20 protein-coding genes and 3 pseudogenes are annotated in these 19,363 nt (G+C 72.1%); 10 read left to right on the top strand and 13 right to left on the bottom strand.

All coding sequences use genetic code 11. The annotated features are described in order from the left end of the window. Positions 1 to 630: a CGNR zinc finger domain-containing protein gene (locus QT196_RS26995; protein WP_168481337.1), complete on the top strand. Its 630-nt coding sequence runs from the start codon at positions 1 to 3 to the stop codon at positions 628 to 630. Here QT196_RS26995 and sodX read toward each other — a convergent pair. Beyond that, a complete protein-coding gene (gene sodX / locus QT196_RS26990) occupies positions 534 to 998 on the bottom strand; it encodes a nickel-type superoxide dismutase maturation protease (protein ID WP_168481336.1) in 465 nt (154 codons plus the stop codon). The two genes, QT196_RS26995 and sodX, sit on opposite strands and share 97 nt — an antisense overlap. A gap of 196 nt (positions 999 to 1,194) precedes the next feature. Between sodX and sodN the strand changes: the two genes are divergently transcribed. Further along, positions 1,195 to 1,590 carry a superoxide dismutase, Ni gene (gene sodN / locus QT196_RS26985; protein WP_030085982.1) on the top strand — a complete coding sequence of 132 codons (396 nt, stop codon included), beginning with the start codon at positions 1,195 to 1,197 and terminating at the stop codon, positions 1,588 to 1,590. 236 nt (positions 1,591 to 1,826) lie between these two features. On the opposite strand, the pseudogene QT196_RS26980 reads toward sodN, so the two are convergent. Continuing rightward, positions 1,827 to 2,210: pseudogene (locus QT196_RS26980) on the bottom strand (hypothetical protein); the annotation flags it as partial. Between QT196_RS26980 and QT196_RS26975 the strand changes: the two are divergent. After that, positions 2,208 to 2,549 (top strand): annotated as a pseudogene (locus QT196_RS26975) (NUDIX domain-containing protein); the annotation flags it as partial. The pseudogenes QT196_RS26980 and QT196_RS26975 overlap by 3 nt on opposite strands. 33 nt (positions 2,550 to 2,582) lie before the next feature. Here the strand turns inward: QT196_RS26975 and QT196_RS26970 are convergent. Together QT196_RS26970 and QT196_RS26965 are read right to left on the bottom strand one after the other, a co-directional pair. Beyond that, entirely contained in the window at positions 2,583 to 3,860 is a 1,278-nt protein-coding gene (locus QT196_RS26970; RefSeq protein WP_290355862.1) for a cation:proton antiporter, read from the bottom strand. A 145-nt stretch (positions 3,861 to 4,005) separates the two neighbouring features. Beyond that, the gene (locus QT196_RS26965) at positions 4,006 to 4,965 is read right to left on the bottom strand and encodes a LysR family transcriptional regulator (protein ID WP_290355861.1); all 960 of its coding nucleotides are present in this window, start codon (positions 4,963 to 4,965) and stop codon (positions 4,006 to 4,008) included. 218 nt (positions 4,966 to 5,183) lie between these two features. Here QT196_RS26965 and snpA point away from each other — a divergent pair, with 218 nt between their 5' ends. Continuing rightward, positions 5,184 to 5,849, top strand: coding sequence for a snapalysin (gene snpA / locus QT196_RS26960; protein ID WP_168481333.1), 666 nt, complete (start codon positions 5,184 to 5,186; stop codon positions 5,847 to 5,849). 215 nt (positions 5,850 to 6,064) lie between these two features. Here the strand turns inward: snpA and crcB (QT196_RS26955) are convergent, their stop codons facing one another. Genes crcB (QT196_RS26955) through crcB (QT196_RS26945) form a run of 3 tightly spaced genes read right to left on the bottom strand, consistent with a single transcriptional unit; the run spans position 6,065 to position 7,256 of the window. Beyond that, a complete protein-coding gene (gene crcB, locus QT196_RS26955) occupies positions 6,065 to 6,439 on the bottom strand; it encodes a fluoride efflux transporter CrcB (RefSeq protein WP_168481332.1) in 375 nt (124 codons plus the stop codon). Further along, positions 6,436 to 6,822: a DUF190 domain-containing protein gene (locus tag QT196_RS26950; RefSeq protein ID WP_168481331.1), complete on the bottom strand. Its 387-nt coding sequence runs from the start codon at positions 6,820 to 6,822 to the stop codon at positions 6,436 to 6,438. Before QT196_RS26950 ends, crcB (QT196_RS26955) begins: the two co-directional genes overlap by 4 nt. Further along, on the bottom strand, positions 6,819 to 7,256 hold the full coding sequence (gene crcB, locus QT196_RS26945; protein ID WP_290355860.1) for a fluoride efflux transporter CrcB: 438 nt from the start codon (positions 7,254 to 7,256) through the stop codon (positions 6,819 to 6,821). The genes QT196_RS26950 and crcB (QT196_RS26945) overlap by 4 nt, the downstream gene beginning before the upstream one ends. A gap of 140 nt (positions 7,257 to 7,396) precedes the next feature. Here crcB (QT196_RS26945) and QT196_RS26940 point away from each other — a divergent pair, with 140 nt between their 5' ends. Beyond that, entirely contained in the window at positions 7,397 to 7,624 is a 228-nt protein-coding gene (locus QT196_RS26940; protein WP_168476344.1) for a hypothetical protein, read from the top strand. Then, on the top strand, positions 7,516 to 7,902 hold the full coding sequence (locus tag QT196_RS26935; RefSeq protein ID WP_168481329.1) for an NUDIX hydrolase: 387 nt from the start codon (positions 7,516 to 7,518) through the stop codon (positions 7,900 to 7,902). The genes QT196_RS26940 and QT196_RS26935 overlap by 109 nt, the downstream gene beginning before the upstream one ends. Positions 7,903 to 7,933: 31 nt before the next feature. On the opposite strand, the gene QT196_RS26930 is transcribed toward QT196_RS26935, so the two are convergent. The 3 genes from QT196_RS26930 to QT196_RS26920 form a co-directional block, all read right to left on the bottom strand. Further along, complete coding sequence (locus QT196_RS26930) at positions 7,934 to 9,019, bottom strand: magnesium and cobalt transport protein CorA (protein ID WP_168484013.1); 1,086 nt, start codon at positions 9,017 to 9,019, stop codon at positions 7,934 to 7,936. A gap of 128 nt (positions 9,020 to 9,147) precedes the next feature. Continuing rightward, positions 9,148 to 10,308: a winged helix DNA-binding domain-containing protein gene (locus QT196_RS26925; RefSeq protein ID WP_248001315.1), complete on the bottom strand. Its 1,161-nt coding sequence runs from the start codon at positions 10,306 to 10,308 to the stop codon at positions 9,148 to 9,150. A gap of 115 nt (positions 10,309 to 10,423) precedes the next feature. Further along, entirely contained in the window at positions 10,424 to 12,004 is a 1,581-nt protein-coding gene (locus QT196_RS26920; RefSeq protein ID WP_290355859.1) for an MFS transporter, read from the bottom strand. 150 nt (positions 12,005 to 12,154) lie between these two features. Here QT196_RS26920 and QT196_RS26915 point away from each other — a divergent pair, with 150 nt between their 5' ends. The 4 genes from QT196_RS26915 to QT196_RS26900 all read left to right on the top strand — a co-directional run bounded on the left by QT196_RS26915 (position 12,155) and on the right by QT196_RS26900 (position 17,181). Then, the gene (locus tag QT196_RS26915; RefSeq protein ID WP_168481326.1) at positions 12,155 to 13,141 is read left to right on the top strand and encodes a YafY family protein; all 987 of its coding nucleotides are present in this window, start codon (positions 12,155 to 12,157) and stop codon (positions 13,139 to 13,141) included. Between the two features lie 92 nt (positions 13,142 to 13,233). Further along, positions 13,234 to 15,501 (top strand): heavy metal translocating P-type ATPase, encoded by a 2,268-nt coding sequence (locus QT196_RS26910; protein ID WP_290355858.1) that lies wholly within the window; start codon positions 13,234 to 13,236, stop codon positions 15,499 to 15,501. A 188-nt stretch (positions 15,502 to 15,689) separates the two neighbouring features. Next, entirely contained in the window at positions 15,690 to 16,628 is a 939-nt protein-coding gene (locus tag QT196_RS26905; RefSeq protein WP_168481324.1) for a beta-ketoacyl-ACP synthase III, read from the top strand. 118 nt (positions 16,629 to 16,746) lie between these two features. Next, positions 16,747 to 17,181: a VOC family protein gene (locus tag QT196_RS26900; RefSeq protein ID WP_168481323.1), complete on the top strand. Its 435-nt coding sequence runs from the start codon at positions 16,747 to 16,749 to the stop codon at positions 17,179 to 17,181. 13 nt (positions 17,182 to 17,194) lie between these two features. Here the strand turns inward: QT196_RS26900 and QT196_RS26895 are convergent, their stop codons facing one another. From QT196_RS26895 to QT196_RS26885, 3 genes and pseudogenes are all read right to left on the bottom strand, one after another. Then, positions 17,195 to 17,428, bottom strand: coding sequence for a hypothetical protein (locus tag QT196_RS26895; protein ID WP_168481322.1), 234 nt, complete (start codon positions 17,426 to 17,428; stop codon positions 17,195 to 17,197). Positions 17,429 to 17,567: 139 nt separating this feature from the next. Continuing rightward, a complete protein-coding gene (locus QT196_RS26890; RefSeq protein WP_168481321.1) occupies positions 17,568 to 18,491 on the bottom strand; it encodes a glutaminase in 924 nt (307 codons plus the stop codon). A gap of 10 nt (positions 18,492 to 18,501) precedes the next feature. Next, a pseudogene (locus QT196_RS26885) lies at positions 18,502 to 19,217 on the bottom strand (helix-turn-helix domain-containing protein). Between the last annotated feature and the right edge of the window lie 146 nt (positions 19,218 to 19,363).

Raw genomic sequence — 19,363 nt, 5'->3', positions numbered from 1 at the left:
GTGGAACTGGCCTATTACTCGGACTATGCCGTGCGACTGGTCAACACCGAACAGCCCGAGCGCGGCACCGACACCCTCACCTCGGTCGAGGTCGTCCGGGAGCTCTTCGGCCCGGCCCAGCAGGCCGCCCGGCGCGCGACCGACAGCGACGTCACCAGGCTGCGCACGGTCCGCGCCCGGCTGCGCGCCGTCTTCGAGGCCGCCGACGCCGGTGACGAGGTGCTGGCCGTGGACCTCCTCAACGCCCTGATGATGGAGTTCCCCGTCAGCCCGCAGATCTCCGGCCATGAGTTCCGGAACGACAACGGCCGCCCCGACTGGCACATGCACATCGCCGACCACGCCGCCAACGCGACCGCCGGCTTCACCGCGACCGCCTGTATGGGGCTGGCCTTCCACCTCACCGAACTCGGTGTGGACCGGCTGGGCATCTGTGAGGCGCGGCCCTGCCGCAACGTCTACCTGGACACCTCGACCAACCGCTCCCGGCGCTACTGCTCCGACCGCTGCGCCACCCGCGCCAATGTCGCCGCCTACCGCGCCCGCAAGCGTCTGGAGAGCGAGCGCGCGGCCCGCACCGGCCGGACCGCCGAGACGACCCAGGACAGCACCCCGGCCACCGAACGCTGAACGCCCCGCGGCGGCCGCACCCGGATCCAGGCGCGGGCGATGACCAGTTCGTCCGGGACCACCCCGAATTCCCGGCTGTCGTTCTCGACGAACGGATTGTCCCCCTGGACCCACCAGCCGCCGTCGCGCCGCTGCACGGCCCGCTTGACGATCAGCAGATCCTGCCGGAACGGATGCCGCAGCACGACCACGTCACCGGTCCGCACCGCCGCCCCGTACCGGACCACCAGCTGGTCCCCGGGCCGGAGCGTCGGCACCATCGACGGGTTGTACACCTCGGCCAGCCCGAAGGCACGAAGGAGGCCACCCCGCGCCTGCCCCGCGTCCGCGTCCCGCTCGGGCTCGCGCTCGTGTACCCGCTCCGGCATTCCGTACCTCCCGGTCCGACCCTCCCCCAGACTCCGTCCGGGGGCACCCCCATCTCGCTTCGCTCACCGGCCCATCCTCCAACAGTCCCGGCGTGACACCGGACTTTTGCCCTAAGACCCCCGGCCCGCCCGGGAAAAGCCTTCCCGCACCGAGTAATCTCGCACCTGAGAAGACGATCACGAGGAAGGACTGAACATGCTTTCGCGCCTGTTCGCCCCCAAGGTGAAGGTCAGCGCCCACTGCGACCTGCCCTGCGGCGTCTACGACCCGGCCCAGGCCCGCATCGAGGCCGAGTCGGTCAAGGCCGTCCAGGAGAAGTACCAGGCCAACGAGGACGCGGACTTCCGCACCCGCGCCGTCCTGATCAAGGAGCAGCGCGCCGAGCTGGCCAAGCACCACGTCTCGGTGCTGTGGAGCGACTACTTCAAGCCCCCGCACTTCGAGAAGTACCCGGAGCTGCACCAGCTGGTCAACGACACCCTGAAGGCGCTCAGCGCCGCCAAGGGTTCCAACGACCCGGCGACCGGCCAGAAGGCTCTGGACTACATCGCCCAGATCGACAAGATCTTCTGGGAGACCAAGAAGGCCTGACCCGGCACAGGCGCACCCGCAGCTTCGCGGGTGCCCCAGCCGATCTGTCCGCACCCGGTCCGCATACCGCCGAGCACGGCGGCCATGACGGAGCGGGTGCGGTCTTCTTTTGTGGCAGCAGAAGTGTCCCCTCGGGGAACGCCCGGCTCGCTCCCTGAGGAAACGATGCCTTCCGTTCAGTTTCTGAATGGCGAACGTGGTGCCCTCGCTGCCCGTGGCAGCGAGGGCATCCGTCGTCAGGCGGCACGGGCCGCGGGTGACTGCGAGACCCACGTCGTGACCTCTGTCAGGTGCTCGGGCTGCAGCCCGAGGTGTGGGTCAGGCCGAACAAGGAGAGTCGCCGTTCCTTTGGCGGTGCGCTCCGCCGCCCAGGCGTGGTCGAGGCTGGTGAAGTCGTCGTCGATCCAGACGGCGGGGGTGTTGCCCAGCCATGCGTCGACGTGGTCGCGCTTCCAGAGGTAGCCGCTGGGGTGGCTGGTGGTGATCTGCGGACGCGGCAGGTCGACGTGTGGCAGAGGCGGGAGGCCCAGGAGTGGCCCGATGAGGGTGGCGGCGTCCTGGCGCCAGCTGGTGCACCAGACGGGGGTGACCAGGCCGGTACGAATCACGTCCATGAGGACCTCCCCGTCGGCAAGAGCGAACCGGGCGAACCCATCACCGAGACCGCAATCCGCGAGCTTTACGAGGAGACCGGCCTCACGGTGAAACCCGAGTCCCTCAAGATCGCCCACATCATCCACGGCGCCTGGGGCGTCGAAGCCCCCAACGGCTTCCTCACGGTCGTCTTCGCCGCCCACGAATGGAGCGGCGAGCCTGAAAACCGTGAACCCCGCAAGCACGCACAGGCCCGCTGGGTCGACGCCGGCGCAATCCCCGAAGACTTCGTGGACACCACCTCAAGTGCCCTCCATCGGTACCTCAGCAGCGGGCCGCAGGTCTCACTTGACGGTTGGCAGTAGGCGAGCGCCGCCTCTGCCAACTGCCCCCGGTCCCTACTTCCGGCCCGGACGGTGGTGCAGCCCCCCGGCCGCCATTCCCCGGACCGGCAGTTCCTCCTCCGGGGCGGTGGGTTCGCCCGCGGTCCCGGCGGCCGCCGCCCGTCCGTAGCGGTTCGCCAGGGGGGCGGAGGTGAGGCCGTGGGCGAGGACGCTGAGGAGGACGGTGCAGGCGATCACCGGGAGGACCGGCCGGGCCCCTTCGGGGGTGAGTTCCTCGACCGCGAGCAGGCCGAAGATGATCGAGGCCAGTCCGCGGGGGCCGAACCAGCCGATGAACCCCACCGTCCGGGCGTCCAGCCCGCTGCCGGCCAGACACAGCGCCACCGGCAGCATGCGGATCACTGTCAGGCTCAGGACGGCGTAGACCACGGCCTGCCAGGTCATGTGGGCGAACACGTCGGGAAGCAGCACGGCGCCGAAGACCAGCCAGATCAGGACGGAGAGCAGCGCCCCGGACTGCTCGACGTACAGCAGCACCCGCGGGGGCGCCCCGTGCGTCGTGCCGAACGCCAGGCCCGCGACGAAGGCGGCGACGAAGCCGTTGCCGCCGATCGCGAGGGCGGAGGTGTAGCCGAGGAGGGAGAGGGCCAGCACGCCGGCGCCGGCGAAGTCCTCGGCGGCCCAGCCGTTGCGGAGTGTGGTGCGCAGCAGCCATCCGGCGGCCAGCCCGAGCACCGCGCCGTACGCCGCGCCGACCGCCAGCTCCACCAAGGCATGGCCGGTGGCGTCCGGCCCGGCGTGGTGTTCGGCCGCGGCCACCCCGGCCAGGGCGAGCACCACCAGCGGGGTGGCGATGCCGTCGTTCAGACCGCTCTCCACGTTGATGATCCGGCGGATCTTCGCGGGCACCACGGGGTTGACCATCATCGTGGCGCCGAGCGCGGCATCCGTGGGGGCGAGCGCGGCGCCGACGTAGAGGGCGGACCAGCCCGAGACACCGGGCAGCAGAAGGGCCGCCACCAGCGCGCCGAGGCCCACGCACAGCGGCAGCCCGATCCCCAACAGCCTTACGTAGAGCCCTAGTTCCGGGCGCAGGGCGCGGAAGGAGAGCCGCGCGGCATCGGTGAACAGCACCCAGACCAGGGTGATCTCCGCGAGCGTCTTGACCGTCTCGTGCGGGAGGGCGAGGTCGAGGACCCCGGTGCCCTCGCCCAGCAGCAGGCCCAGCAGGACGAAGGCGGCCGGCGCGGTGAGTTCGAAGCGTTCCATCCGCCGCGAGCACAGACACCACAGGAACAGCAGAAGCAGAACCAGGGAAAGGGTGCCGTCCACAGAGTCTCCAGGCTTGGCCGCGCCGCCGCTCGGACCTCCCACTCTCGGCCATCCCCGCGCCGCACGGCCGTTCCGGGAAGGCCGGGCCCGCGCCTTTCACACGGTTGGCGGCAGGGCGCCGGGCGCCCGGGGCGTGCGGCCCGCCCTACGAGCCCACCGGCAGCGGCCCGTCGTGCCGTACCAGCCACGCCCGGTAGGCGTCGCTCGCCCAGGCGATCTCCATGTACGAGGCGGTCAGGTCGGCGAACAGGTCATCCGCCGAGGCCGCGGGGGTGTCGTCCTGGCGGCAGGCCATGAACAGGCGGACCGCCAGCGGATCGCCGTACAGCGGGCGGATCGCCATGCCGTGGCGGGAGCGGGCGGTCGGCTGGCAGGGGGTGACCACCTCGCCGGCCGTGACGAGGTCCACGGTGGTGAGGTAGTCGCCGTGCACGACCCGGGGGTTGATTCCGGCCGCGGCCCAGATGCGGCGCAGTCCGGCCCATTCGCCGTCCACGGTCGGGTCGACCATCCACTGGTCCTCGGCGAGATCCGCCACCCGGATGACCTCCTTGGCGGCCGCCGGGTGGGTGTCCGCCAGGGCGATGAACTGCGGTTCCCTGGCGATGAGTTCATGTTCGGCCAGGCTGTCGGGGACCCGCAGGGGCGCGCCCTCGACCTCGTGGACGAAGGCGGCGTCGAGCTGTCCCGTCGCGACCATGTGCAGCAGGGCGTTGGCGGACACATCGGTTCTTATCGTGGTGTCGGTCTGCGGCAGCCGTACCCGCAGTCGGCGCAGCCAGCCGGCGACGGCGGGGCTGTTGGTGCTGCCGATGTGCAGCCGGGTGCCCCGTTCGCGCTGCGAGCTGGCGGCGACCTCGTCAATAAGTGCCCGCATTTCGGCCACTATCGGCCGGGCCCGGCACAGCACCGAATGCCCCAGCGGCGTGGGCCGGCTGCCGCTCGGCTCACGGAAGAAGAGCTGGCCACCGAGGGCTTTCTCGATGCGGTGGAGCTGGGTGGTCAGGGAAGGCTGGGTCATGCCGAGCTGCCGGGCAGCCTTGCGTACGCTGCCGGTGTCGGCGATGGCGCACAATGCGCGAAGATGCCTTACCTCAAGCTCCACGTCCGGAGCATAACGACGTCGGCATACGTCACACCAGACTCTCAAACCTGTCTGAACTCCCTTTTTTTCGCAGGGTATTGCCTGGTGCTATCGCCACCTGACATCTCCGCCTTGCGGGTGAACTCCGTCCAGACTCAACGGCACCAAGAAATCCGCAGGGCCCCGGTCGCCGCCCCACACGGCGACCGTACGGCCCTCGGAAATTAAGGAGCCCCCACATGAGATCTCCCAAGACGGCGCTGTCGGCGGCGCTCGGACTGGGCCTTGTCGCCGCGCTCGCAGCCGCGGCGCCGGTTTCGGCAGCTTCCCCCTCCCCCACCAATTCCCGCCCCGGCCACGCCGCTTCGATCGCGGCGTACAACGGCTCGGCCGCCGAGAAGGCGGACACCAAGGCGTTCTTCGAGGCCGTGATCAAGTCGGCCAAGGCGAAGCTGAAGGCGCACCCGCACGCCGCCTCGGTCACCGTCACCTACGACGCCGGCAAGGCCCCGAAGTTCAAGGACCAGATAGCGCAGAGCGCGTCGATCTGGAACGGCGCGGTCAAGAACGTGAAGCTCCAGGAAGGCAGCGGCGGCGACTTCGAGTACCGCGAGGGCAACGACCCGCGCGGCTCGTACGCCAGCACCGACGGGCACGGGAAGGGCTTCGTCTTCCTGGACTACCAGCAGAACCAGGAGTACAACTCCACCCGCGTGACCGCGCACGAGACCGGCCATGTGCTGGGCCTGCCGGACCACTACGAGGGCCCGTGCAGCGAGCTGATGTCCGGTGGTGGCCCCGGCACGTCGTGCCAGAACGCCAACCCGGACGCGAACGAGAGCGCCAAGGTGGACCAGCTCTGGGCCAACGGCCTGGCGGGCATCCGCTTCGGCAAGGTCTCCTGACGTCCCCACGGAGCCGCTGACGCAACGAAGTCCGGCGGCGGCCCGCGGACCCGACCGGGCTGACGTGGCCGGGTCCGCGAACGTCTGGGGGCTGTCGAGTGCCGGAACCTGGCGGCCGGCCCTCGTACCCCACCAGCCCCCGCATCGTGCGCCGCCCCCGCGGTGGGGCTCCCCCCGGAGCCCCACCGCTTTCGTCTGCCGCGAGAACCGCCGGGTCAGCCCCACAACGCCTGGGCGGCAGCCACCCCGGCGAACGCGGCCGCGAGTCCGGCCGCCACACTCGCCACGGCATTGGCGGCGGCATAGCCCCGCGCCCCGTCGGCCGCCAGCCGGAGCGTCTCGTACGAGAAGGTCGAGTAGGTCGTCAGCCCGCCGCACAGGCCGGTGCCGAGCAGCAGTTGGGCGTGCGAGGAGGCGGCACCGGCGGTGACCGCGCCGGTCAGCAGGCCGAGGATCAGCGAGCCGACGACATTGACGGTGAACGTCCCCCAGGGGAAGACCGTGTCGTGCCGGGACTGCACATAGCGGTCGGTGAGGTAGCGCAGCGGCGCCCCGACCGCCGCACCGGCCACCACCAGCAGCCAGTTCACCCGCGACCGCCCTCCACCACAGCCGTGTCACCGGTGCGCGGATAGCTGATCCGCTCGCACGGGTCGAGGGTGACCAGGCCGCCGCCCGCGAGCAGTTCATCCAGCTGCGGCAGGAACCCGCGGATCCGCTCCTCCGCGTCGACGACCACGACCGCGACCGGCAGCTCCTCGCTCAGCGACAACAGCCGCTGGGTGTGGATGAGCGAGGTCGCGCCGAAGCCCTCGATACCGCGGAAGACACTGGCCCCCGCCAGTCCGGCTTCGCGGGCGCGGTGCACGATCTCCGCGTACAGCGGCTTGTGGTGCCAGCCGTCCTGCTCGCCGACGAGGACCGTGAGCCGGAGCGCCGGGGTGCCGCCGGGGAGTGCCGTGCCGTGTGTCATACCGTCCGCCGCCTCAGTTGGAGAAGTGCACGGGTACCGGTCACCGCGCCCCATACGGCCGCGAGCGCGGCGAGCAGGGTGCCCGCGAGATAGGCCATGGCCTGGGCGGGGTGCCGGGCGTCGATCAGCCGCTGGATGTCCACGGCGTAGGTGGAGAAGGTGGTGAAGCCCCCGAGGACGCCGGTACCGAGAAAGGGACGCAGCAGCCGGTGCGCCGGCCAGACCTCGGTGACCATCACCATCAGCACGCCCATCAGCGCACAGCCGACAACATTGACCGCCAGGATCGTCCAGGGGAACGAGCCCTCACCGGTGGGCCAGACAAGAGCGGCCCCATAGCGCGCCGCGGCACCGATCCCGCCGCCCGCGGCCACCACCCCGATCACCGGCCACCGCCCCCGCCAGGGAGCCGCCCGGCGGCGTCGCTCACTCATGTGTCTCCCGAGATCATCGGCGACCTCAGGCTACCGCCGTGCCGGTGCGGGCGGCGCGGCGGGCGGTGGGGGTGTGGAGGGCGGGGCGGTGGCGTGCCGCAGCTGACGTTGGACATCTGTGCAGGTCAGACAGTTTCCTCGTGACAATCCATGTCCACCGCGCTGATTTGGACGCCGTGGTGCACTTCGGGGTGGGGTTACTGACCGCGAATCCGTCGCTCGGCTCGGTCCGCGTCGTCAATCAGCTCGCCGACCTTCGGTGCACGCTGGAGGGCCACCGGAACTGCCGGCCTGTGCGGGACTTCTTGGCGCAGTTCGACGCCTCGGCAAAGCAGCTGTCCGTGAGCTCAAGGAAGAGCTGGGGCTGACCGTCACCCTCCGCGGCTTCCTCGTGGTGGACTGGGTGGCTCCCCATGAAGCGTGGGACGACCAGCTCGCGTTCGTCTTCGACGGCGGCGTGTTGGAGCACGAGGTCGCCGGCGGGCTGCGGCCGCACGATGAGGAGCTTTCGCGGCTTGCCTTCGTCTCAAAAGCTGAGGCGCTGACGATGCTGCCTCAGCGCATGGCGCCCCGCTTCGTGGCGGCCACGGAGGCGCTGACCCGCGGCATCCCCCATTACCTGCACAACGGGTCTGCGCTGCCGTAGCCGCCCGCCAGAGGCGTCAGGCATGTCCGCCCTAAAGCCACCCGTTCCGCTTGAAGCCGCGGTGGATCACCCAGCAGAGGGCCACGGTCACGCTCATCACCAGCGGATAGCCGAAGGTCCAGTGCTTTTCCGGCATATGGTCGAAATTCATGCCGTAGACACCGCAGACCATGGTCGGTACGGCGAGGATCGCGACCCAGGCACTGATCCGGCGCATGTCCTCGTTCTGCGCGACGGTGACCTGGGCGAGGTGGGCCTGGAGTATGGAGTTGAGCAGTTCGTCGAAGGACGTGATCTGTTCGGTGACCCGGTCGAGGTGGTCGGCGACGTCCCGGAAGTACGTTTTGATCCGGGGGTCGACCTCGGACATCGACTGGGTCGCCAGCTCCTGCATCGGCCGGTCCAGGGGGGCCACCGCCCGCTTGAGTTCCAGCAGCTCGCGCTTGAGCTGGTAGATCCGGCCGGCCCCGCCGCTGCCGCGGAGGGAGAAGACCTCGCTCTCGACGTCGTCGATGTCGTCCTGGACGGCGGAGGTGACATCGAGGTAGTCGTCCACGACGAGGTCGGCGACGGCGTGCAGTACGGCGGACGGGCCGAGTGCCAACTGCTCGGGCACACACTCCAGTTGTTCCCGCAGCGGGCCCAGCGAGCCGTGTCCGCCGTGCCGCACCGTGATCACGAAGTCGGTGCCGGTGAAGACCATGATCTCGCCGGTCTCCACGACCTCACTGGTGTCGGTGAGCCGGTCGTGCTCGACATAGCGGACGGTCTTGAAGACGGTGAAGAGCGAGTCGTCGTAGTGCTCCAGCTTGGGCCGCTGATGGGCGTAGACCGCATCCTCGACGGCGAGCGGGTGGAGCCCGAACAGCTCGACAATTCCGGCGAATTCCTTCTCGGACGGCTCATGCAGCCCGATCCAGACAAATCCCCGGCCGGTCTTCCGGACCCGGTGGATCGCCACATCGGCCGGGTGGTCGCCCTTCTGCCGTACGCCGTCCACGTACACCGCGCAGTTCACCACGGCGGTACCGAGCGGCGATCGCGCAGGGTGGCTGAGGTCGACTCCCCGGCGGCGCGGCTGCGGCAGCCGGACGGCCTTGCGGAGGTTGCTGATCATCGACACCCGGCCAGTATGGCAAGCCGGAGGCCGCGAACGGTACGGCAAAGCGGCTGTTTTTACGCAGCGGGGCGGGGCGGGGACCCTGGGTCACACGGCGTTCTCCAAGGTCCCCGGGGCCGTGTGCCCTAGGCGTGCGGGCCCACGCTCACCGTGCCGATCGTCAACTCCGTGGCGCCCTGGAGGATTTCGCCGACGCGCTGCACCTGGGCGTCCAGGGCGCGGCGCTGCCGGGCGGTCAGCGGGGCCAGCGGCTCGACCGTGAGCTGAATCATCCGGCGGGAGGAGCGGCGCTGGTGCCAGACACCGGCGACCGTGCCGTCGATCAGCAGCACGGGGAAGTTCCCGGCCTGCCGCCCGGCCAGTGCCCGCTCTGCCGCCCGGCCGGGGAAGAGCAGATCGCGGGGCCGGCAGGCGATGCCATAGGCGTCGAAATAGGGCAGCAGCCGGACACCGGAGGGTTCCGCGGCGGGCGCCTCCGTGTCGCCGGCCAGGATCCAGGCGGGCGAGCCCGCGAAGTCGACCTGCTCCAGTTCACCGGCCAGGGAGGCGAAGAGCCGGGCCGTCCAGCCGGCCGGGGCGCCGATCCAGGTCGCGAAGTCCTGCGGGGTGGCCGGTCCGTACGCGTACAGATAGCGCCGTACGAGGGCGGTGAGGGCGGCCGGGCCGTCCGCCGGGCGGAAGCCGGGCAGCGCGCGCCGCGGGCTGGTGTAGGTGACCTTGCGGCCCCGGTTGGGGCCGAAGCAGAGGGCGCCGTACTGGCCGGCCCGGTGCATCACCTGCCGCCAGCGCGGCCACTTCCCCTGGAAGGCGGGCATCACCAGGTCACCGGCCCAGGGCCCGGTGGCGGCCACCACGGCCTCGCTCAGTTCGTCGATGGTCAGCTCGGCACCGGCCACCGCGTCCTCGATCGCCGCCAGCACCTGCTCGGTCTGTCCGGGCGTGAGCCGGCCGTCCGGGGCGAACGGGCTGCTGCCCACCGGTACGGCCGCCAGCGCGCCGGTCCACATCGGCAGCTCGGCGGTGGGCAGCAGATGCACCGTGCCGCGCGGACCGTACGTCTTGACGAGGCTGCGGTCGGTCCACAGGGCGTCCTGCACGGCGGTACGGGTGCCCTGGTCCGTCCGCAGCATGAGCGAGAGCTCGGCCGCGGACAGCACCTGGGCATGGGCCCCGCACAGTGCGGCGGCGATCCCCGCGGGGTCCTGCGCCAGGGGCTTCCCGGCGAGCCCGGAGCGCTCCAGGCGGCGGGCGCTGACCTCGTTCCAGGTGAAGGTTCTGGTCGGCACGGCGGGGTCTCCTCGGCTCGATGGTGCGGCGGGTCCGGGTGGGGTGTGGGGCGGCCGGCACGGTGTGGGGCCGTTCCACTGTGGGGCTACTGGCCCCGGTGCGGGGCCGGTTCCGTCAAGACACCAGGGCGGGCCGCTGTTCCTCCGCCGCCGCGGTCTCCCGGTCCGTCCGCTCCGGTGCGTCCTGGTCTCCGGGCACCGCGGGCACCGCATGCTCCGCGGGCGCCCGGCGCGGCAGCAGGAACAGCAGGCCGAAGATGAGCACCAGGCCGCCGGAGATCCACCACAGGGCGTGGGTCGTCGCGTCGACGAAGGAGGGGGCGAGGGCCGCTGCCGCCGCGCCGTGCACCTCGCCCGTACCGCCGACGACGCCGAAGAAGGCCACCGACGAGAGGCCGAGACCGAGTGCCATGCCCAGCTGGCCGGTGGTGTTGAAGATGCCGGAGGCGGAGCCGGAGTGCTCGGCGGGGACCTCGGAGATCGTCGCGTCGGTGATCGGGGCGACGATCAGGCCCATCCCGGCCCCCATCAGCAGCATCGCCGGTGCCATCTGCCAGGACTCCAGGGCGGTGCCGTAGTGCCCTGCCTCCCAGAGGTAGAGCAGCGCACCGCAGAGCATGGTCAGCGCGCCGGCCTGGAGCACCGCGCGGCCGAACCGCGGCACCAGCTTCTGTACGGACAGCCCGGCCGCCGCGGAGCAGGCGAGCGAGAACGGCACCCCGGTCAGCCCGGCGTGCAACGGGCCCCAGCCCAGCCCCAGTTGCATATGGAGCGTCCAGACCAGGAAGAACAGACCGGTGACGACGCCGAAGGTCAGCTGGACGCCGGCGCCCGCCGCGAAGGTCCGCACCCGGAAGAGCGAGAGCTCGACGAGCGGTGAGCCGTCCCTGCGGGCCTTGATCCGCTCGTAGCGGACGAAGAACGCCAGGACGAGCGGGCTCACGGCCATCGACACAAAGCCCCACAACGGCCAGCCGGACTCGCGTCCCTGGGTGAGCGGGTAGAGCAGCATCAGCAGGCCCACGGTGGCCAGCGCGGTGCCGACGAGGTCGACGCGCAGGGCGCGCGGGGCCCGGGACTCGGTCAGGAAGCGGCGGCCGAGGAGGATGCCGGCGATCCCGACCGGCAGATTGATCAGGAAGATCGGGCGCCACTCCAGTCCGAGCAGATCGCCCTCGGTGAGCAGGGCGCCGATCAGCGGGCCGCAGACCGCGCCGAGGCCGACCACCGCGCCGAACATCCCGAAGACCTTGCCGCGTTCGCCCGCCGGGAAGCTGACGTGGATGATCGCCAGCACCTGCGGCACCATCAGCGCGGCCATCGCACCCTGGAGCACCCGTGCGCCGATCAGCATCCCGGGGCCCGCCGCGACGCCGCACAGCGCGGAGGCGACGGTGAAGCCGCCCATGCCGAGCAGGAACAGCTTCTTGCGGCCGTAGATGTCGCCGAGCCGGCCGCCGGTGATCAGGCCGAGGGCGAAGGCGAGGGCGTACCCGGCGGTGACCCACTGGACAGCGCTGAAGCCCGCACCGATGTCCCGCTGGATGCTCGGGATGGCGATGTTGACGATGGTCGCGTCGACCAGGTCCATGAAGCTCGCGGTGAGCAGGACGGCGAGCGCTATCCAGCGTCTGCGGGCGGCCGGCGCGGGGGCCGGGACGGCCGCCTCGGGGGCCGCGGGCACGGTCGTGGGCATGGGCGTTCTCCAGGGGAACCGGTGCGGAAGGAAGGGAAGGCGACGCCGGTGCCGCCGGGCGGTGGCCGGCCGGGGCGTCGAGGTCTGCCTTTGACACTAGGCGCGATATAGGACAGCCCCGGTCCTACTGGGAGGGCCATCATCGGTCCCATGAGTGAGACATCGGCGCGACTGCTGAATCTGCTGTCCCTGTTGCAGACCCCGCGCGAATGGCCCGGCAGTGAGCTGGCCGGGCGGCTGCGGGTCACCACCCGGACGATCCGCCGCGATATCGACCGGCTGCGCGAGCTGGGCTACCCCGTGCACGCCACGATGGGCGCGGAGGGCGGCTACCGGCTGGCCGCGGGCGCCGCGATGCCGCCGCTGCTGCTGGACGACGACGAGGCGGTGGCCATCGCGGTCGGTCTGCGCTCCGCCGCCGGGCACACCATCGAGGGCATCGAGGAGGCGTCCGTACGGGCGCTCGCCAAACTGGAGCAGGTGCTGCCGGCCCGGCTGCGGCGGCGGGTGGGCACGCTCGGCACGGCCACCGTCGCGCTCCCGTCCGGCGACCACCCGACCGTCGACCCGGAGCATCTGACGGTGCTCGCCGCGGCGATCACCAACCATGAGCGGCTGCGCTTCCGCTACCGGGCCGGGGCCGGCGCCCGCAGCAAGCGCCTGGTGGAGCCGCACCGTCTGGTCGCGGCGGGGCGCCGCTGGTATCTCGTGGCGTACGACAACGACCGCGAGGACTGGCGGATCTTCCGGGTGGACCGGCTGAGCGAGCCGTTCCCCACCGGCGTCCGGACCCCGCCGCGCACCCTGCCGGCCGCCGACGCGGCCACCTATGTACGGGAGCGGATGCAGGGGGCGGCCACGACCTACCGGGCGGTGGCGACCGTGTACGCACCGGCGGAGGAGGCGGCAGCCCGGCTGGGCGGCCCGGCGGCGGGCGCGCTCGAACCGGTCGACGAGACGTCCTGCCGCTGGCACAGCAACCCCGAGGCGCTGGAGTGGCTGGCGGTCCGGCTGGCCCTGCTGGGGCACGAGTTCACCGTGCACGAGCCGCCGGAGCTGGTCGCGTATCTGCGGGCGATGGGCGGCCGGGCGCAGCGGGCGGCGGGCGAGGACGGGGGCGACGCCATGACTCCGTGACGCCGTGACGCCGCAACCCCGCCCGGGAATACCCTAGGGGGGTATATGGTTGACCTCGGAGACAGGCACTGGCAGCAGACCGAGGAGCAGGTATGACCACCGCGATCGGAGCGCACGGCGTCGAGTTGGAGATCGGCGGGATGACCTGCGCCTCGTGCGCCGCCCGCATCGAGAAGAAGCTCAACCGCATGGAGGGGGTCACCGCCACCGTCAACTACGCCACCGAGAAGGCGCAGGTGACGGTCGCGGAGGGCAGCGCCGTCGCGGCCGCCGAACTGATCGCCACCGTGGAGCGGACCGGCTACACCGCGACGGTCCCGGAGCCGCCGGCCGCCGAGCCCTCCGGCGGCGACGCCGGGGACGCGGCGGACGACCGGGACGGCGCGGCGCTCGCCGCGCTGCGCCGGCGGCTGCTGATCTCCCTCGTCCTGACCGTCCCGGTGGTGCTGATGGCGATGGTGCCGCTCCTTCAGTTCACCAACTGGCAGTGGCTCTCGCTGACCCTGGCCGCCCCCGTGGTCGCGTACGGCGCCTGGCCGTTCCACCGGGCCGCCTGGACGAACCTGCGGCACGGCGCCGCCACGATGGACACCCTCATCTCCATGGGCACCCTCGCGGCCCTGGGCTGGTCGGTGTGGGCGCTGTTCTTCGGCACGGCGGGCATGCCGGGCATGACGCACCCCTTCGAGCTGACCCTCGCCCGCACCGACGGCAGCGGCGCGATCTACCTGGAGGCCGCGGCCGGGGTCACCACCTTCATCCTGGCCGGCCGCTCCTTCGAGGCGCGCGCGAAGCGCAAGGCGGGCGCGGCGCTGCGGGCGCTGCTGGAACTGGGCGCCAAGGACGTCGCCGTACTGCGCGACGGCCGGGAAGTGCGCGTCCCCGTCGGCGCGTTGCACGTCGGCGACCGCTTCGTCGTACGGCCCGGCGAGAAGATCGCCACCGACGGGACGGTCGTGGAGGGCGCCTCCGCCGTGGACGCCTCGATGCTCACCGGCGAGTCCGTCCCCGTCGAGGTCTCCCCCGGCGACGGCGTCACCGGCGCCACCGTGAACGCGGGCGGGCGGCTGGTCGTCGAGGCCACCCGTATCGGCGCCGACACCCAGCTCGCCCGTATGGCGAGGCTGGTCGAGGACGCCCAGAACGGGAAGGCCGCGGCGCAGCGGCTGGCCGACCGGATCTCCGCGGTCTTCGTCCCGCTCGTGATCGCGCTCTCCCTGGGCACCCTCGGCTACTGGCTCGCCACCGGCCACGGCGCGGTGGCCGCCTTCACCGCGGCCGTCGCCGTCCTGATCATCGCCTGCCCGTGCGCCCTGGGGCTGGCCACCCCGACCGCGCTGATGGTCGGCACCGGACGCGGCGCCCAGCTCGGCATCCTGCTCAAGGGACCCGAGGTGCTGGAGTCGACCCGCCGGGTGGACACCGTCGTCCTGGACAAGACCGGCACGGTCACCACCGGAGTGATGACGCTGACCGGGATCCATCTCGCCGAGGGCGAGACGGAGCCGGAGGTGCTGCGGCTGGCCGGCGCGCTGGAACACGCCTCCGAGCACCCCATCGCCCGCGCCGTCGCCACCGGGGCCGAGGCCCGGGGCGCCACCCTGCCCGCCCCGGAGGACTTCGTGAACGTCCCCGGCCTGGGCGTCCAGGGCGTGGTCGACGGCCATGCCGTCCTGGTGGGCCGCGAGCAGCTGCTGCACCGGTGGAGCCAGTTCCTCCCGCCGGAGCTGACGGCCGCCAAGGCCGCGGCCGAGGCGGAGGGCCGGACCGCGATCACCGTCGGCTGGGACGGCGCGGCCCGCGCGGTGCTGGTCGTGTCCGACGCGGTCAAGCCCACCAGCGCCGAAGCGGTGCGCCGGCTGCGCGCCCTGGGACTGACCCCGGTCCTGCTCACCGGCGACCACGAGGCCGTCGCGAAGGCGGTGGCCGCCGAGGTCGGGATCGACGAGGTGATCGCCGGGGTGCTCCCCGAGGACAAGGTCGCGGTCGTCGCCCGGCTCCAGTCCGAGGGCCGCTCGGTCGCCATGGTCGGCGACGGCGTCAACGACGCGGCCGCACTGGCCCGCGCCGACCTGGGACTGGCGATGGGCACCGGCACGGACGCCGCGATCGAGGCCGGTGACCTCACCCTCGTCCGGGGCGATCTGCGCGCCGCCGCGGACGCCATCCGGCTGGCCCGGGCGACGCTCGGCACCATCCGGACCAACCTCTTCTGGGCCTTCGGCTACAACGTCGCGGCCCTGCCACTGGCCGCGGCCGGTCTACTCAACCCGATGATCGCCGGCGCCGCCATGGCCTTCTCCTCGGTCTTCGTCGTCGGCAACAGCCTGCGACTGCGGCGCTTCCGGGCGGTGTCATGAGGGGCCCGGTGAAGCCGTGACGGGGCCGGGGTCGGGCGGTGTCGTGGCGGGGGGCCGCCCTCCCCCGCCCCGGTTCTGACAACTGTCTCCAGTTCTGGCGACGGAACATTGGCAGTTCACGCAGCCGCCGGGCGGCACCGAGGGGTGAGACTGGTGGGCGAACCGACCACCCACGTACAGGGGAACTCATGACCGGGTCACGCGTCCTGGCTCTCGGCCATTACCAGCCCTCCGGCGTGCTCACCAACGACGACCTCGCCAAGATCGTCGACACCGACGACGCCTGGATCCGCAGCCGTGTCGGCATCCGTACCCGCCATGTCGCCGCCCCGGACGAGACGGTGGACTCGATGGCGGCCGCCGCCGCGGCCAAGGCCCTGGCCGCCAGTGGCCTGGCCCCGCAGGACATCGACCTGGTGCTGGTCGCCACCTGCACGGCCCACGACCGCAGCCCGAACGCCGCGGCCCGGGTCGCCGCCCGGCTCGGCCTGTCCGCCCCCGCCACGATGGACCTGAACGTCGTCTGCTCCGGCTTCACCCATGCGCTGGCCACCGCCGACCACGCCATCCGGGCCGGTTCCGCGACCCACGCCCTGGTCATCGGGGCGGAGAAGTTCACCGACGTGGTCGACTGGACGGACCGCTCGACCTGCGTGCTGGTCGGCGACGGAGCGGGCGCCGCGGTCGTCAGCGCCTCGCCGGAGCCGGGCATCGGCCCGGTGCTGTGGGGCTCGGTGCCCGAGATGGGCGCCGCGGTCCGTATCGAGGGCGAGCCGGCCCGGTTCGCCCAGGAGGGCCAGACCGTCTACCGCTGGGCCACGACCCAGCTGCCGGCCATCGCCCGCAAGGTCTGCGAACGCTCCGGGATCACCCCCGCCGATCTCGCCGGTGTGGTGCTGCACCAGGCCAACCTGCGGATCATCGAGCCGGTCGCGGAGCGGATCGGCGCGGTCAACGCGGTGGTCGCCAAGGACGTCGTCGACTCCGGCAACACCTCCGCGGCCTCCGTCCCGCTCGCCCTGTCCAAGCTGGTCGAACGGCGCGAGGTCCCCTCCGGCGCCCCGGTCCTGCTGTTCGCCTTCGGCGGCAACCTCTCGTACGCGGGCCAGGTCATCCACTGCCCGTGAGCCGGAACGGCCCCGCGCCTGTCCATTAGGAGCAGGCTCCGCGTCCGTCCGTGTGGCAGGCCGCCCCCGCGTCCGATTCGTTCAAGACGCGCCCCGGCGGCCTGCCTACGCTCCCCGTATGACCACTTCACCTTCCGCATCCCCGTCCCCCGCCGCCCCCTCCGCCCCGCGGTTCGCGGCCATCGGCATGGTCGTCGCCGACATGCCCGTAGCCCTGGCCTTCTACCGCCGCCTCGGCCTGGACATCCCCGCCGACGCGGACACCGCCCCGCACGCCGAAGCGCCGCTCCCCGGAGGGCTGCGGCTGATGTGGGACTCCCACGAGACCGCACGCGCCATCAACCCGGACTGGACCCCGCCCCAGGGCGGCACCCCCACCGGGCTGGCCTTCGAGTGCACCGGCCCCGCCGAGGTCGACAAGCTCTACGCGGAACTCACCGACGCCGGCTACACAGGCGAGATGCCGCCATGGGACGCCTTCTGGGGGCACCGCTACGCCGTCGTACAGGACCCGGACGGCCACGGGGTCGACCTGTTCGCCCCGCTGCCCTAGGCGGCGGGTGCGCCTAGCCGATGTCCCCGGGGTGCTCGCGCAGGTACATCGCGCCGCAGCTGTGGCAGAACGGCTCCCCCTGGGGCGTACCCCAGACGTCGGCCGTCTGGGTGGCGGCTGCCGGGGCCAGATCCCGTCCGCACATCGCCCTGGTGCCTTCCAGCCGCACCATGTGCCAGATCTTCACCGGCGTGTCCGCATGCGGCAGAACGCCTTCCTCGTACTCAGCGCGCATCTCGTGCTCCATGGCGGTGCACCTCCTACGCCCACGATGCGCCAGCGGTTCGGAGGCCACAACGGCAGCCGGGGACGGGGGCCTGGCCTGCGCGGGCCAGGTCAGAGCGGCCGAGGTCCCCGGCCCCCGGCCGAAAAGCCCCACGCCCCGCTCAGAAAACGGACCACCCGGTCAACGTCGTGAAGTGATCCAGCGCCGCCGCGCCCGCCACGGAGTTGCCGCGGGCGTCGAGTCCGGGGCTCCAGACGCAGAGCGTGCAGCGGCCGGGGATGACCGCGATGATGCCGCCGCCGACCCCGCTCTTCGCGGGCAGTCCGACGCGGTAGGCGAACTCCCCGGCCGCGTCATACGTCCCGCAGGTCAGCATCACCGCGTTGATCCGCTTGGCCTCGCGGGCCTCCAGCAGCCGGGTGCCGTCGGCGCGCAGCCCGTGCCGGGCGAGGAAGCCGCCGGCCACGGCCAGATCGCGGCAGCTCATCTCGATCGAGCACTGCCAGAAGTAGTGCTCGATGACGCTGGGGACGGGGTTCTCCAGGTTGCCGAAGGACGCCATGAAGTGCGCCAGGGCGGCGTTGCGGTCGCCGTGTTCGGCCTCGGAGTCGGCCACCGACTGGTCGAAGGCGAGGTCCGGGTTGCCGCTCTCCTCCCGCAGGAAGTGCAGCATCGAGGTGCTGGCGTCGCCGGTGAGGGTCTGGAGCCGGTCGGTGACCACCAGGGCACCCGCGTTGATGAACGGATTGCGCGGAATGCCGTTCTCCGCCTCCAGCTGGACCAGCGAGTTGAACGGCGTACCGGACGGCTCACGGCCCACCCGGCGCCAGATGCCGTCGTCGTGCCCGCCGTGGCTCTGCGCCATCACCAGCGCCAGCGAAAAGGTCTTGGAGATGGACTGGACGGAGAACGGGACCTCCCAGTCGCCTACCCCGTACACCTCGCCGTGGATGTCGGCCACCGCGATCCCGAAACGGTCCGCGGACACCCGCTCGAGCGCCGGTATGTAGTCGGCGACCCGACCCTGTCGCACATACGGCCGAGCATGGGCCGCTACCTCCTCGAGAACGGCCTGGTAGTCCATGACGGACACGCTAACCCGGGGCGAGCAGCACCCCCATCGGGGCCCCCGCCAGCGACTTCACCTCGCGTGCGAGGTGCGCCTGGTCCGCGTATCCGGCCCGCGCGGCGACCTGTGCGTAGGGCATCCCGGAGCGCGCCAGGTCGAGCGCGCGCACGAGCCGGAGCACCCGGGTCAGGGTCTTGGGGCCGTAGCCGAACGCGTCCAGGCTGAGCCGGTGCAGCTGGCGTTCGCTGAGCGCGACGATGGGGGTACCTCCCATGCCCTTTAGGCATGGGGGAGGGCGACCTCGGCGACGGGGCGGCCGCGGGCGAGCTCCCCGGCGACGGCGGCGGTCCGGCCGTCGTCCCCGGCGCCTTCCCGGAGGCGGGCCACGGCGGCCTCCTCCAGCAGGCGGCCGAGACCGGCCGCGCCGCCCGTCTCCCCGGCGGCCGCCAGCCGCTCGGTCAGCTCCCGTACCTGCCCGGCGGGCCACAGGTCCGCCAACGGCACCCGCCGGTCGCGCAGTTCCCGGGCCGGTACGCCGAAGACGGCGGGCCCCTGACCGGGCGCGAAGCGCAGCCCGACGAAGGGCGTCCCGGCCGGCACCCCGCCCACGGACTGCGGCCCGGTGTCCGGACCCGCCACCAGCAGCCGGCCCGCGCTCCAGATCAGATCCGTACACCCGTCGGGCAGCACCGGCCGGGCGGACGGCTGCACGGTGCGGCTCCACAGCACCGCACCGGCCACCCGGGAGGCACGCTCCTGGTAGCCGCCGGGTACACCGGATGGCCCCTTCAAGTCGCGCGTGTCGCCCACATGCCCCAGCCTGGCACGGGAACCCCACGGCCGTCCGCGCCGTTGATCCCTTACGACACGGACTGCACGGAGGTGGC

The sequence above is a fragment of the Streptomyces sp. P9-2B-2 genome, assembly GCF_030406865.1.
In the GTDB taxonomy this organism is placed as follows: domain Bacteria; phylum Actinomycetota; class Actinomycetes; order Streptomycetales; family Streptomycetaceae; genus Streptomyces; species Streptomyces platensis.
This window is presented reverse-complemented; position numbering and strand designations above follow the sequence as displayed.